The sequence below is a fragment of the Streptococcus halotolerans genome, assembly GCF_001598035.1.
GTDB classification, from domain to species: domain Bacteria; phylum Bacillota; class Bacilli; order Lactobacillales; family Streptococcaceae; genus Streptococcus; species Streptococcus halotolerans.
The window spans coordinates 1823090-1837875 of sequence record NZ_CP014835.1 but is presented as its reverse complement, the minus strand read 5'-3'; the positions used below and the strand labels follow the sequence as shown (position 1 = coordinate 1837875).

Annotated in this window: 14 protein-coding genes; 2 read left to right on the top strand and 12 right to left on the bottom strand. The window is 40.5% G+C overall.

The features are described 5' to 3' along the window. Positions 1-3 precede the first annotated feature (3 nt). From A2G56_RS08380 to tig, 3 genes are all read right to left on the bottom strand, one after another. Entirely contained in the window at positions 4-825 is an 822-nt protein-coding gene (locus A2G56_RS08380; protein WP_269465484.1) for a YidC/Oxa1 family membrane protein insertase, read from the bottom strand. Beyond that, entirely contained in the window at positions 791-1150 is a 360-nt protein-coding gene (gene rnpA, locus A2G56_RS08375; protein ID WP_062711426.1) for a ribonuclease P protein component, read from the bottom strand. Before rnpA ends, A2G56_RS08380 begins: the two co-directional genes overlap by 35 nt. 908 nt (positions 1151-2058) lie before the next feature. Further along, positions 2059-3342, bottom strand: a complete 1284-nt coding sequence (gene tig, locus A2G56_RS08370; protein ID WP_062711424.1) for a trigger factor — start codon at positions 3340-3342, stop codon at positions 2059-2061. A gap of 174 nt (positions 3343-3516) precedes the next feature. Between tig and A2G56_RS08365 the strand changes: the two genes are divergently transcribed. Then, the gene (locus A2G56_RS08365; RefSeq protein WP_062711422.1) at positions 3517-4353 is read left to right on the top strand and encodes a mechanosensitive ion channel family protein; all 837 of its coding nucleotides are present in this window, start codon (positions 3517-3519) and stop codon (positions 4351-4353) included. A 918-nt stretch (positions 4354-5271) separates the two neighbouring features. Here the strand turns inward: A2G56_RS08365 and A2G56_RS08360 are convergent. From A2G56_RS08360 to truA, 4 genes are read right to left on the bottom strand one after another with little or no spacing between them, the layout of a single operon-like run. Next, the gene (locus A2G56_RS08360; protein ID WP_062711421.1) at positions 5272-5835 is read right to left on the bottom strand and encodes a TIGR01440 family protein; all 564 of its coding nucleotides are present in this window, start codon (positions 5833-5835) and stop codon (positions 5272-5274) included. A gap of 50 nt (positions 5836-5885) precedes the next feature. Beyond that, a complete protein-coding gene (locus tag A2G56_RS08355; protein WP_062711418.1) occupies positions 5886-6350 on the bottom strand; it encodes an ECF transporter S component in 465 nt (154 codons plus the stop codon). Beyond that, positions 6337-7104 carry a bifunctional hydroxymethylpyrimidine kinase/phosphomethylpyrimidine kinase gene (locus A2G56_RS08350; RefSeq protein WP_062711416.1) on the bottom strand — a complete coding sequence of 256 codons (768 nt, stop codon included), beginning with the start codon at positions 7102-7104 and terminating at the stop codon, positions 6337-6339. Before A2G56_RS08350 ends, A2G56_RS08355 begins: the two co-directional genes overlap by 14 nt. Then, positions 7070-7843, bottom strand: coding sequence for a tRNA pseudouridine(38-40) synthase TruA (truA, locus tag A2G56_RS08345; RefSeq protein ID WP_062711414.1), 774 nt, complete (start codon positions 7841-7843; stop codon positions 7070-7072). The genes A2G56_RS08350 and truA overlap by 35 nt, the downstream gene beginning before the upstream one ends. Before the next feature lie 127 nt (positions 7844-7970). On the opposite strand from truA, the gene A2G56_RS08340 reads away from it, so the two are divergent. Then, a complete protein-coding gene (locus tag A2G56_RS08340; protein WP_062711412.1) occupies positions 7971-8423 on the top strand; it encodes a hypothetical protein in 453 nt (150 codons plus the stop codon). Positions 8424-8477: 54 nt separating this feature from the next. On the opposite strand, the gene A2G56_RS08335 is transcribed toward A2G56_RS08340, so the two are convergent. The 5 genes from A2G56_RS08335 to hrcA form a co-directional block, all read right to left on the bottom strand. Further along, on the bottom strand, positions 8478-9248 hold the full coding sequence (locus tag A2G56_RS08335) for a nucleoside phosphorylase (RefSeq protein WP_062711410.1): 771 nt from the start codon (positions 9246-9248) through the stop codon (positions 8478-8480). A gap of 92 nt (positions 9249-9340) precedes the next feature. Beyond that, on the bottom strand, positions 9341-10480 hold the full coding sequence (dnaJ, locus tag A2G56_RS08330) for a molecular chaperone DnaJ (protein ID WP_062711408.1): 1140 nt from the start codon (positions 10478-10480) through the stop codon (positions 9341-9343). Positions 10481-10971: 491 nt separating this feature from the next. Continuing rightward, complete coding sequence (gene dnaK, locus A2G56_RS08325) at positions 10972-12795, bottom strand: molecular chaperone DnaK (RefSeq protein ID WP_062711406.1); 1824 nt, start codon at positions 12793-12795, stop codon at positions 10972-10974. Positions 12796-13122: 327 nt separating this feature from the next. Further along, positions 13123-13668, bottom strand: a complete 546-nt coding sequence (grpE, locus tag A2G56_RS08320) for a nucleotide exchange factor GrpE (protein WP_062711404.1) — start codon at positions 13666-13668, stop codon at positions 13123-13125. A 26-nt stretch (positions 13669-13694) separates the two neighbouring features. Continuing rightward, the gene (gene hrcA / locus A2G56_RS08315; RefSeq protein WP_062712530.1) at positions 13695-14729 is read right to left on the bottom strand and encodes a heat-inducible transcriptional repressor HrcA; all 1035 of its coding nucleotides are present in this window, start codon (positions 14727-14729) and stop codon (positions 13695-13697) included. Positions 14730-14786 lie beyond the last annotated feature (57 nt).

Genomic DNA, 14786 nt, shown 5'->3' with positions numbered 1-14786 from the left:
TTATTACTTTCTACGTGCTTTTTTCTTAGCTCGTCTAATTTTTGCCAAACGTTCTCTCTCTTCTTCTTCCAAACGTTTGCGTTCTGCAATGATTTTGAAGGGATTATTCAACAGTAAGATTTGACCTACCTGAAAAGCATTCGATACTGCCCAATAAAGAGCAATACCACTCGCCAAGTTGGCACCCATTACTAAAATCAAGATCGGCATGAGATAAGTCATCAAGGTTAGCGTAATGTTCGACTCTTTAGCTGCCTTATTGCTTAACCATGTCGATAAGAAAGTAAAGAGAGCGGCAAGAATCGGTAAGATAAAGTAAGGGTCTCTCTCGGCCAAATTAACCCAGAGAAACTGACCTTCTTTCAAGAAAGAAACACGGCTCAAAGCTTGATACAAAGCCATCAAAATCGGCATTTGAACCACTAATGGTAAGAAAGAAGCATAAGGATTGACATCATATTTCTTATAAAGAGCTTGGCTTTCCTCAGCCAACTTGATACGGTTCTCCGCACCAGGATACTGGCGTTGTAACTCTCGTAATTCTGGCTGTAAGTCTTGCATTTTTTGACTTGATTTGAGTTGCATATGATAAAGTGGCATCAAAATCAAGCGAATTAACAAGGTAAAGAGCACAATACCTAGACCGATTGAACCACCAAAGCCAAGGAAACGAATGATTTCCGCAAAGAGATAAATCAACTGGTTCCAAAAGCCATTAGATGATTTGGTTACTTCGCTGGTTCCACAAGCTGTCAACAAGAAAAGAGACAGCCCCGCTGTGACTGAGAGTTTAAATTTCTTTTTCACTAATTTGTCCTTCTTCAAATAATTTTGCAATTTTTAGCACATGTACGAGATTTGATTTCATATCTTGGTAAGTCAGCTCTTCCACACCCTTACGAGCAATGATAACAAAATCATGATGACGCAATCCTGAATCTAATTCCATCACAATATGTCTCAGCCGTCTTTTGATAAGGTTACGTGTTACAGCGTTACCAAGCTTTTTGCTCACCGATAATCCAAGGCGATAATGTGGCTGCTGTTTTTCCAAACGGTAGATAACAAACTTCCGATTGGCACAACTTTTCCCCTTGTTAAAGATGGCTTGAAAATCCTTCTCACTTTTAACACGATATGATTTTTTCAAGGTAATCTCCAAACATCTGTATTTGCCCTATTATATCAAAAAATCATAAAAAAAGCCAAAAGCCTTGCGACTATTGACTTTATGGCTATAATAACAAAAAATCTGATTTTGTTGTCTCCACCTGCCATAGAACTTGGCCAAATCCTATCCCTCCAAGGGTTTAGCACTTGGTAACCACCTTACGACTCCCAAAAACCTCATAACCATCTGCTTCAAACCATTCTGACTAGCCTTTGTAATCTTCCGGAGAAATATCTTGCCTACCACTCTCTTTTGGGGAGGCATTCTAGGACCATACGCTCAACAATGGCGTAAAACTCACAGAGGCTTTGTCGTTTTATGATAGGGTATCGAGTGCCTAAAAAACACATAACTTAACAAAACATCTCTACTTTACCACAATGAAAAAGTAGTAAGTACTCTCTCCCATCGGAGATTTCCTTACTACTCTTTTTAGTCTGTTTATGACCTTATTGGCTAACATGTCGAGATAGCATCTGTGTCAATGACACAACCTACTTTATCCCAATTGTTTTATCAACGTTTAATCTCAGAAGCTCTAGCAATCCTAAAACTTGTCGAATGGTCGACTGACTTAATAACTTAGGCTAGGTCGACAGTAATCTGCAGGTTTAGTTAAAGAGTGCTTTTTAACTTCAACGACGTTTCTCGGCACAACTGCCTGCACTACTTGTTTCTAAAACGACTAATGATTGCATAAGCAAAGAGTCCACAAAACAATATAAAAGCAAAGATACCCATATACTTGTCCTCCTTTTCGGTAACAATGAGCCTATCAATTAAACGATAAATAGGTCATAAATACACTCATCTCAAAGTTCTAAAATCATATAGATCTTCAGAGCTCTTAAAGCTTGTCAATAATTTGGTTAAACTAGAGTCTAGGATTATTTTACTTTAGCTGAGCTTGTGATGACTTCGATGGCTTTCTTCATGGCAATGTCATGTTGTAGCATTTCCGGAGAAAGAAGCGAACGTACTTGGTCTGCATCCATATTGTACTCAGCGGCAAGATCCGTAATTTCTTTTTCGACTTCTTCTTCTGAAGCTTCAAAACCTTCTGCTTTAGCGATAGCTTCAATAACAAGGTTAGTTTTAACACGTTTGTCAGCGTCAGCTTCGTATTGTTTGTGAAGGTCGTCTTGAGTTGTACCTGTCAATTGGAAGTACATATCAGGTGAGATACCTTGACGTTGCATGTTGCCCATGAATTCATTCATAGCACGATGAACTTCGTCATGTACCATTTCTTCTGGCAATTCAACGATTTCTGCGTTTTCAACAGCAAGTTCAATCGCAGCACCTTCAACAGCATCATCATAAGCGATTTCTTTAGCTGCTTCAAGTTCTTTACGGTATTTAGCTTTCAACTCATCAAGTGTTTCAACGTCTTCATCGATGTCTTTGGCAAGTTCATCGTCAAGTTCTGGAACTTCTTTTGCTTTAACTTCATGTACAGTTGTTGCAAAGACCGCATCCTTACCAGCAAGCGTTTCTTCTTGATAGTCTTCTGGGAAAGTAACTTTCACTTCAACGTCATCACCAGCTTTTGAACCAACTAATTGATCTTCGAAGCCTGGGATGAATTGACCTGAACCAAGTTCAAGTGAGAAGTTATCGCCTTTACCACCGTCAAATTCAACACCGTCGACAGAACCAACAAAGTCGATCACAACAGTGTCGCCATTTTCAGCAGCTTCTTCCTTGATAACGAGTTCAGCAAGATTTTTACGTTCGCGTTCAAGTTTTTCAGTAACTTCGTCTTCTGAAACTTCTTTAGAAGCGTCAACTGATACTTCTAAATCTTTGTAATCACCAAGTTTAACCTCTGGTTTTGTAACAACTTCAGCAACGATTTCCCAATCTTGACCTTTTTCCATTGACTTCACATCAACTTTTGGTTGAGCCACAACTTCAAGTCCAAGTTCAGCAATAGCTGCTTCGTATGCTTCTGGCAAGATGGCATTTAAAGCATCTTCGTAAAGGGCTTCTTCGCCAAAACGTTGGTTGAAAATAGCGCGAGGCATGTGTCCTTTACGGAATCCTGGAGCATTCAAATCTTTTTTGACTTTGTTGAAAGCTTGATCAAGGGCTGGTTTAATTTTATCTTGACCGATTGTGAATGTTACAACACCACGGTTAGTTGATTTGTTTTCAAATGATGTAGACATTAAGTCGTTTCTCCTTAAAAAATTTATAATACAGCTTAGTTTATCATATTTACATTATTTTTAAAAGTTTTTTGTCAATTTTCTCTTGAAAATCAAGGGATTAGAAGAATTGATCGTCAGATATTTTGATCGACCTAGAATGATTTTTAACGCTTTTTTTGGTAAACTACTTTTATGACATACATTGAAAATTATTGGAACAAACTTCATGTTGAAGCGATTGCAGAAAACATTATTTCTAAGACTGTCTCTTTAGTGCTATTACTAACGCTTTTTTTTCTAGCAAAAAAAGTTTTTGACGTTCTTTTTACGAAGACTATCGAACGCTCCATCTCCTTTACTAAGCAGAGTCCCATGAGACAGCGTACCATGACAAAACTCCTTCATAATGTCATGAATTACGCGCTGTATTTCTTGCTGTTTTACTGGATTTTGAGTATTCTAGGCATTCCTGTTTCTAGCCTACTAGCTGGTGCTGGGATTGCAGGGGTTGCAGTTGGTCTAGGAGCTCAAGGTTTTCTATCCGATATGGTTAATGGCTTCTTTATTCTTTTTGAAAACCAATTAGAAGTTGATGAAGTTGTCGAAGTCGGAGAGGTTGCAGGAACAGTCGCTAGTGTCGGCATTCGAACAACACAGATTATTGGGTTTGATGGCACCTTGCATTTTGTGCCAAATCGAAACATCAGCACGGTAAGTAATCAATCCCGTGGTAACATGCGTGCGCAAGTGGACCTGCCCATCTATGCCCATACTGAACTTGATAAAGTCATTGACGTTGTTAAAGCAGTCAACGATACCAGAGTGCTTGAATACCCTGAAATTGTTACCAATCCAGATATTATTGGTGCTATTACTAATACTAATAATCAGTTGGTTTTTCGGGTCAATATTTTCGTTCAAAATGGACAACAATATACCATCGGTCCAAAATTCTTTAGGTTTTATCAAGAGGCCTTGTTAAAAGAGGGGATCCAATTACCAACGGTAACACCTATTGGGCATCAATAAGTATGCCGATTTTGAAGCTAACAATTTAGCAAGTCTTCTCAAGGGAAGGCTTTTTTAGCACTATTTTTAGTCTGATTGTCAAGAAATGATAAGTCCTCTTTTTAGGCTGCTCCAGAGAGCCATTCATTATTTATACTCAATGAAAATCAAAAACAAACTAGGCAACGCCGATACAGATAGAACTAAAGTTCATCAAATCATGTCAAGAAGGTCTGCCTTTGATTTCGAAGAGTATTAAAAACCACCGTCAACAGACAATGGTTACAGAAAGTTAGTTTTTGATTTTGGATGAGTATTAGCTGCTTTTTAATAGCAAACGCTGTCATAACAAGAATAAGCTTCTTTATAATAAGAAGGACATCACTCACTTACCCTCGTTTTCTGTGGTAGTTATCTAAACCTCACATAGATGACCCTGTTCGTCTAGCTTAATAGGATCAATTTGGAGTTTCGCCATAGTAAGTCAGTAGAAGAAACTAATCTTGTGAGATAAATCAGCTTAGTTAATCTCTACGAGAATGAGTACTACTCTAACAATACCAGCAGGCTCTTTCACCGTTCAAGATTTAACGATAGTCCTCTATGATTCGTTTGCTTACCTTCTTGTCATATCCACCTTGTCCAAATCTATCCGCGACCTTGTTAATCCAGATCCTCAAGAAATAAGCTTGGACATTTACTATTAACTCTTTCAGAAACCTATCATAAAAAAGTCCGTAAAAAGCTAACTTGAGAAAAACCACCAGTTAGCTTTTCAAATCAACTGAAACAAGATAGGGGCAAAGATATATCAAGAAAAGCATTGCCGTTAGACAATACTTTTTTGATCTGTTTTGCGAAAATCTAGTGAGTGGCTAATCCATACCAATATTATATGATGATTACCTTGGTTTTGTTTCATATCATTATATACTTCAGTTAGTATTTTCGAATTGGATCTTCTAAATACTGACCTCGGGCACCACCGATGAGTTTTGGCCTACTTGCCAGTGCTGTCACATGAGCGCCACCAAGCTCTCTTTGGATTGGCCTGAGAGGAACTTGAACTCGCTTAACATGCATGCCAATTGAGGTGTCTCCGATGTCAATACCCGCATGAGCAACTACCTCTTCCACTTCGACAGGATCCTTCATAAACTTGAAAGCAGCTAACTGTCCACTACCCCCAGCATGAAGAGATGGTAGGACGTTAACAATTTCTAAGTCTTTTTTTAGAGCGTATTCGCGCTCCACAACCAAAGCACGATTGAGATGTTCGCAACCTTGAACGGCTAGCTCGATCTCTGACTTCCCTAGTTCATCAAGAACTGTTTTTACAATCACCTCACCGATTTCTTGACTGGAGTTTTGGCCAATCACACCACCCAAAACTTCACTTGATGATAAGCCGAGGACGAATAATTGCCCTTTGTGAATAGCTGAACGATCAATAATATCAGCCACTATTTTTTGCACATCCTCTACTAGATGTTTGATATCCATAGCTTTACCTCTCTATATCTTTATCCTAACGAGTAGCCGTTTAGCCTATCTCAAAGGTTTAGCTTGACAATGGCTTTATAAAGAAGATAACCCAAACCCATACCAAATAGGTTTTGAAGGATGTTCCCAAAAATACCAGCCCAAGCGGTGCCGATGCCATAACCTAGTAAAATAGCGGCTAAAAAGTACCAACCAACCATAAAAAGACTAGCGAAAATCAAGCCAAAAATGCGCTTTTTACCTCTCCAACCCCCAAAGAAACCTTGTGTCCCATGGGCGATTAGGCTGTGAAGCATATACTGGGGATAACCTAACAGCATGTCAATCAAGAACCCTGATAAACCTCCGACAACAGCACCAGCCTTTGATCCTAAATAAAAGGCCGTAAAGTATATGCCAGCATCCAGTAAAGTCAGAAATCCCGTTGGGGAAGGGATATGAATGTAGGCTAGGACAACGCTAAGAGCGGTTAGGATCGCCCAAAGACTTAACTGACGAACGTTAGTGTGTTTCATACTGTGTAACTCCATAATCGTTAGAGTGAGCAATAGCTTGATAAACAAACTTTTTGGCTTTATGAACTGCCTGTGGAACAGTCTGGTTTTTAGCTAGACCACTGGCTATTGCTGAGGCAAAGGTGCAGCCGGCTCCCTGATTATTGCGACTAAGAAGAGGCGAATGTAAGAAAACTTCTTGTCCATCTTCTTCTAATAAGAGATCATAGGCTTGGTTTTTGTCCAGTCGTGCTCCGCCTTTAATAACTACCGACTTAGCTCCCATTTGTTGCAAGATGCGAGCAGCTTTTGCCATCTCTTCTAAGTTAGAGATACTCTGTCCAGAAAGGAGTTCAGCTTCTTTGAGATTGGGTGTCATAAGGGTTGCACAAGAAAAGAGTTTTTGCAATTCTTGGCGCATTTGGGCAACTTCTTGGTCAGCGTTTTCTTTAAAAACGAGAACAGGGTCTAAGACAAGAGGGACTTGAGGCATGTCTTTGACAAAGTCTTGCACAGCTCTTGCGATCTGCGGTGTCGGTAGGAGACCGATTTTAATAGCTGCAAAAGGAATATCCTTTAAGCTATCCAGCTGTTTTTGAAAGAGTTCATCAGCTGTTGGGATGATTTCAAAGCCCTCCTTGGTCACTGCTGTCATGCAAGTCTGAGCTAAAAAGCCATAGAGTTTATGGACTGAAAAAGTTGCCAAATCTGCTTGAAAACCACCACCACTCAGAATATCATTACCCGCTATGGTGAGAATGTAAGGTGTCTTCATATCTAATCTCCTTGAGGTAGAGGCCATTACCTGCTGCTGTTGGTCCGGCTAGGTCACGATTTTTAGACTCTAAAACGTTCTTTATCTGGCTGACTGGTAGACGTCCGTTGCCAATTTTAAGCAAGGTTCCAACCATATTACGAACCTGTTTATACAAGAACCCATTGCCCGAAAAGGTGAAGACCAGAAAGCCTGTTTTAGCATCGACTTCCAAGCTTGCCTTGAAAATGGTTCTGACCTTATTTTCTACCGCTGTACCTGAGGCTGTAAATCCTGTAAAATCATGAGTTCCCACCAAATCCTTGATGGCTTCCTGCATAGAGGCTAGGTCTAAAGGGTAAGGATAGGCTGTCGCATAGTTTCGCATCATGGGATTCTTAGGACGTCCCGTATCAACGAGAAATTCATACGTTTTGCTATGCTTACAATAGCGAGCGTGAAAATCATCTGAAACAATGCTGACATCAACAACATCAATGTCATCAGGACATTGCGTGTCTAAACCAAAACGCAATTTCTCCACATCACGCGCCTGGGGCAAATCAAAGTGGATGACCTGCCCATAGGCATGGACACCAGCGTCCGTTCGTCCGGCCCCATGAATGGTAACAGCTTTGCCACTGTTTAATCGAGAAAGAGTCTTTTCAATTTCTTCCTGAACGGTTCTCGCGCCAGGCTGTCTCTGAAAGCCTGAAAACAAGGTCCCGTCATAAGCAATAATCGCTTTATATCGTGTCATAACCTTGATTATAGCAAACTTTGACCATTTTTCAAAATCAGTGAAGCAAGTCAAACATTAAGACAGTAAGGTTTGAAGCACAAATGTGTTATCATAGTAAGAAAGCGGTTACAGGAGGGTTTACGTCATGAAAAAGTCTGTTAATATTATCTTAATTATCGAAAGTTTATTATTTTACAGTAGCTTTGTTCTGGATTTTGATTTTTTATTTCCAAATCATTGGGCCACTATTGTCACACTCGTCATCAATCCGATTCTTTCTTTGATCGGGTTGATACCAGCTATTTGGTACAAACGGTGGCTATCGATGTTTGGCTTAATCATCTACTTCTTTTCCTTTCCTATTGCTATGGCAGCTGGCTACCTGCTAGAGGCCTTCAAAGTTGGCTGGGACATTAGTCCAACATCACTTTATGTCGTCATGGTTCTTTGGATTGTTTTTCTCCTGATTGCCCTTCTCGCTTATCTCAATCGTCATAAAATCACTAGTAGGCTTGATAAAATCACCTTTTCTATCATCTACCTACCAGCTCTCCTTGTCCTTATTGCGATATCCATTTATGTCGCTACCCATTTCTAAAAACCTAGTCGTCTTTCCGGTGTCTTTTGTCATCGCTCTTATAATATTATAATCTCACACTGTAAATCGCTCTTTAGCAAATGCCAAAGCGATATAAGCAATGCGGTCCTTCGTCTCAAGATCAGCGTCATTATCAAGTGTTCTCGCATCCCAAACTTCAGCATCTAGATTGTCAGCTGAGTAGAAAAACTGGAAGTGATTGATGTTTCGGAAGTCGGCTAAAGCCGCAATAGCAGAGCATTCCATGTCAACACACACCGCTCCTTGGGATTTTCGCCTAGCCATCTTGTCAGGCGTTTCCCGATAAATACCATCTGTCGTCCAAACCTTGCCTTCTGTGTAGGAAACCTTTTGAGCATCTAAGAAGGTTTTAAAATCCTCGTGAAAATCCTGATTAACGGCTATCTCATCGCTAGGCGACGCGTAATGAAAACTAGTGCCCTCATCACGAAGCGCTGCTGTCGGGATAATGATGGAAGTTTCCTGAATGGTGCTATCGAGAACCCCACAAGTACCAAATACCACTAGATTTTTCATACCCATAACAATTAAGTCCTCAAGAATCGCTACGCAGGCTGCACCGCCAACGTAGGCGTTAAAAAAACCAAACTTTCGACCATTAAATTCAACTTCATAAATAGGAATATCTAGATTAGCCACACTAGTTGACACGATAAGCCGATGTGGTAACTCGTTTAATATCCTCTCGAAAGTCCCGCGTGCAAAGCAAGTCACTACTGTTTCAGGAAATCCTTCGATAGGCTCATTAATCATATCTGGATTAATAATAGCTTCTTTGTTGGTGTCGAATTCTTCAAGTAACATAGGCAGATCTCCTTGGGAAAGTTTAAGATAGTTTAACATCCTTTCCATCTAAAATCAAGAAATCCCCAATCAAGCGATTAGGGATTCTTTTTTTATAAATCATCAATAGCATCTTTGACCTTATCAAAGAAACCTTTTTTCTTTTGAGGATGAACTTTCTCACCACCAGCTTCAGCAAAAGCTTGCAGTGCTTCTTTTTGTGCATCGTTCAACTTAGTTGGCGTTACGATATTGATAGTCACGTGTTGATCACCTTGACCATTACCACGAAGACGTGGCGCACCTTTACCTTTGAGACGGAATGTTTTACCTGTTTGCGTACCAGCTGGGATGGTCAATTCAACGTCACCATGAACGGTTGGAATATCAACCACATCACCGAGTGCCGCTTGGACAAAGCTGACATTCATGTTGTAGTAGATGGTTGCCCCTTCGCGTTCGAATTTATCACTCTTCATAACATTGATAACAACGAAAAGATCTCCGTAAGGGCCACCATTATGACCGGCTTCCCCTTGACCTTGAAGACGGATTTGCTGACCAGTTTCAACACCCGCGGGGATTTTGACATCAACTTTGTGATTTTCTTTTTCATGACCTGTTCCGTGGCAAGTTGTACATGGATCTTTAATCTCTTGACCTGTTCCATGACAGACATCACAAGTGGCTTGATGACGCATCATTCCAAGTGGGGTTTGTCTGTCTATATTAATAAAACCTTGCCCATGACAGCGACCACAAGTGACAGGGTGACTGCCTGGTTTAGCTCCATTTCCTCCACAAGTGTGACAAGTGGCTTCACGGCTATAAGTAACCTCTTTTTCTGCCCCAAAAATAGCTTCTTCAAACTTGAGGTTGACACGGTATTGCAAGTCGTCACCTTGGCGAGGAGCATTTGGATTTCGGCTAGCACCACCTCCTCCAAAGAAACTTGAGAAGATGTCTTCAAAGCTACTAAAACCACCAGCTCCCTCAAAACCGCCAAAGCCTCCAGCTCCACCACCAAAGCCACTAGCACCTGCTGCACCATATTGATCATAGGCAGCACGTTTTTGACTATCACTTAGGGTTTCATAAGCCTCCTGAACATCTTTGTACTTTTGTTCAGCGCCAGCTTCCTTATTGATGTCTGGATGGTATTTTTTAGACATCTTACGATAAGCTTTTTTAATTTCGTCTTGCGAAGCATCCTTAGAAACCCCCAGACGTTCATAAAATTCAGTATTGTTCATAATTTATGATACAAAAGGCGTTAAGAAAACCGTATGAAAATAGGAAACTGATACAGTGTGTGAAACACACTAGGAAGTTTATCTTTTTCACTAGGTTTTTAGCCTGTGTTCGAATAATCGAACTTGTATTCCTTTCTATAAAGGTATTGTTTTTGGACAAGTTCCTTCGATAATGTGGGGCGAAAGCTATCGCCAAAGGCATTCCCTTCCTTTTTGGTAAGCTTAGGTCTTGCCACCTCTCGTTACAACGGAGTTGTCCATCTCTGGCGGTCTTCGACCACCTTGCTATCGTTTTTTACCCAAAAACAGAGGCTGGGTTGCAACCTCTGTGATTGGATTTATAGTTACTATACATGGTGTAAAGCGACACTATGTCATTTAGCCAAATTGAGTTCGGGCTAAGAACTTCGGAAAAAAGATAACTTTCCTTGAATACAAGCATTCAGCGTCAAGTTCCTATTTTTCTGTCATTCTTTTAACGCTCTCACACCTTACTTCTCAGTAAACTCACCATCTACAACATCATCACCTGATGCGTCTGCGTTTTCAGCTCCTTCTGCTCCGCCTGCTGCTTGTTGTGCTGCGGCTGCTTGTTCATACATTTTAACAGCGAGAGCTTGTGCTTTTTCGTTAAGAGCTTCGAGTTTTGCTTTCATGTCATCAAGGTTGCCAGATTCTTGAGCAGCTTTCAATTCGTCAAGAGCTGATTGAGCGGCATCACGTTCTGTGTCAAAGCCTTTGCCTTCAGTCTCTTTGATGGTTTTTTCAGTTGCAAAGATAGCTTGGTCAACTTCATTTTTAAGGTCAACTTCTTCTTTACGTTTAGCATCAGCTTCAGCATTTGCTTCAGCATCTTTCATCATGCGATCGATTTCTTCTTCAGAAAGTCCGTCGTTAGATTTGATAACGATGTGTTGCTCTTTTTGAGTTCCAAGATCTTTAGCTTTAACAGAAACGATACCGTTTTTATCAATATCAAATGTTACTTCGATTTGAGGCACACCACGAGGAGCTGCAGGGATATCAGTCAATTGGAAACGTCCAAGAGTCTTGTTATCTGCTGCCATTGGGCGTTCACCTTGAAGAACGTGAATGTCAACAGCTGGTTGGTTATCTGCTGCTGTTGAGAAGACTTGTGACTTAGATGTTGGGATTGTCGTGTTACGGTCGATTAGTTTTGTAAAGACTGCACCCATTGTTTCAATACCAAGTGACAATGGTGTCACATCAAGAAGGACAACGTCTTTCACATCACCAGTAATCACACCACCTTGGATAGCAGCACCCATTGCAACAACTTCATCAGGGTTAACTGACTTGTTTGGTTCTTTAGATGTTTCAGCTTTCACAGCTTCTACAACAGCTGGAATACGAGTTGACCCACCAACAAGGATGACTTCATCAATTTCAGATACTGACAAGCCTGCATCTGAAAGAGCTTGACGAACTGGAATTTTCGTACGTTCTACAAGATCACTTGTCAAATCATCAAATTTAGCACGTGACAATGAAACTTCCAAGTGAAGAGGACCAGCATCACCTGCTGTGATAAATGGCAAGCTGATTTGGGTTTGAGTGACACCTGAAAGATCTTTTTTCGCTTTTTCAGCAGCGTCTTTCAAACGTTGAAGTGCCATTTTATCTGATGAAAGATCAATGCCGTTTTCTTTTTTGAATTCAGCCACTAAGAAATCAATGATTTTTTGGTCAAAGTCGTCACCACCAAGTTTGTTGTCACCTGCTGTAGCAAGTACGTCAAAGACACCGTCACCCAACTCAAGGATAGAAACGTCAAACGTACCACCACCGAGGTCAAATACCAAGATTTTTTCATCTTTATCTGTTTTATCGAGACCGTAAGCAAGGGCTGCCGCTGTTGGTTCGTTAACAATACGTTCTACTTCAAGACCAGCGATTTTACCAGCATCTTTTGTTGCTTGGCGTTGGGCATCATTAAAGTATGCTGGAACTGTGATAACAGCTTTTTCAACTTTTTCGCCAAGGTAATCTTCCGCATAACCTTTAAGGTATTGAAGAATCATAGCTGAAATTTCTTGTGGTGTGTACTCTTTTCCATTGGCAGCTACTTTTTCAGAAGTTCCGATTTTTGATTTAATTGAGATAATCGTTTCTGGGTTTGTAACTGCTTGGCGTTTAGCAGCATCACCAACGATGATTTCACCATTTTTAAATGAAACGACTGAAGGTGTTGTACGGTTCCCTTCTGGGTTAGCAATGATTTTACTTTCTGTTCCTTCAAGAACGGCAACAGCTGAGTTAGTTGTCCCTAAGTCAATACCAATAATTTTACTCATTTTTTTCCTCTTTTACTTTATTTTCTTCTTGATAGTTTCCTTGTGTTGTTGAGACGTATCGGCAACTGTTGTCATCACATTGCCTTATCTGAAACCTTGGAGTCAAGGCCTCTGTCGTCACAATGGAAATTATCATACTAGCAAGCTTTGGACTTGCTTTCCTTTTGATTACTTTATAGTTTTACGACATTGCGGTCAAATCGTTTATTACGACGTGAGCGATTAAAATCGCATTTACGTTAATCGCAAGCTAGTAAGTAGCTTAGGCAATTCGCCCATAGCGTTTGCCGTTTTCTGATGAGTTGCTTTAGCAACCATCAGAAATAGCTAGTTGTAAACCACTACCATAGCCGGTCTTAACAAGCGGTCATGGAGTTGATAGCCTTTTTGAAAGACCTCTGCGATAGTTTCCGCCGGGTGTCCGTCATCCGCTGGTAGGGTTTGGACAGCCATATGAAAATTGGCGTCAAATACATCCATTGGAACTTCTTCGATACCTTCTTCTTTAAATGCTTGCAGAAGGCTCTCACGTGTCATTTCAAGGCCTTTCTTGACATCTTCTGTCAATCCTTCAACAGCTAAGGCACGTTCCAAGTTATCCAAGCTTGGCAAGATTTTTTTAGCTAAATCTTGTGAGCGGTAGCGTTGTAAACTTTGACGCTCCTCACTAGCGCGTCGTTGAATATTTTGCATTTCCGCATGGGCACGCAGATACTTGTTTTCGAATTCATCGGCACGTTCATTGGCCAATTCTAATTCTGACTTTTCACTAGCTTCTTCTGACTCGACAGTCTCATCAACAATCTCCTCAGTGTCGGTTTCATTGTCAATCGTTTCATCAACGATTTCTTCATTTTTAATATCTTCTGACACAGCGTCACCTCTTTTTATTCTATATCTTAATTAACTTCGTAATGATTGCCGCTTAAATAGCGATAATAATCAGCCAACTTCAATGCTAGGACTCGACTAATCACATTAATCAGGCTAATCGCCCGTCGATAGTCCATTTCGACCGGTCCGATCAAACTCAAGAGAGCAAAACCTCGATACGGTATTAAGAACTGATGTCGAATGACGGTTAGATTAGCAAGGGCGGGTTCACTACTATCTGCCACCTGAATAGTGGTCGGTTCTTCCTCAGACAAATTACTGCGCATTTCAATAGCCACCTTAGACTCATTGTCCAAGAACTGGTAAGTTGATAAATCCGCATAACTTAAAGCATTAACCTTACCAGAGATCAAAATCGTCTCACGAAAAAGTCCTTGGAAAATGTAATCAAACAAGTCCAGGATGTTATCCGTAGTGCTAAAATACTTATGGATAACTTGCGGCACTTCTGTCAACAGTTTGTAGTGAATGTCAAGAACAGCTTTACCAAGAAAACGTTCATTAACCAAAGCATTCAAGGTTTCCAAATCTTTGGTCAAGAAATTCTTAGGAATAGCAAATTGAACGGTCACTGGTTTGGAGTCATCCAACATCATCACTGCTAGTGCATCATGATTGGACAATTGCACGACTTCAAAGTTTGTCAACCGCTGATGTTTAGGTTCCACATCTAAAATCACAGAAGTATAACCTGTCAGATCAGCCAGGAGATGGCCAGCTGTAGCAAAAATATCTTCGAGACGAAAAGCTTCATAATCAAAAGCTTTAATCACCTGATAGACATCCTGCTCCTCAATACTTTCCAATCTCAGTGAGTTTTGAACAAAATATTGAAAACCAGCTCGACTTGGCAAACGACCACTAGACGTATGAGCTTTCTCCAGAAAACCAAGTTTTTCTAGCTTAGCCATGTCATTACGAATAGTTGCTGAACTGGAATCAATCGAACCTTGTAAAGCTTTTGAACCGACTGGTTCATGCGTTTGGGTGAACATTTCGATGATTAAATTCAAAATATCATTTTGTCTTGGTGTAATCATGGAACCTCCCTTCACGCTTTAGCACTCCTTTTTGTAGAGTGCTAATTTATAATTCTA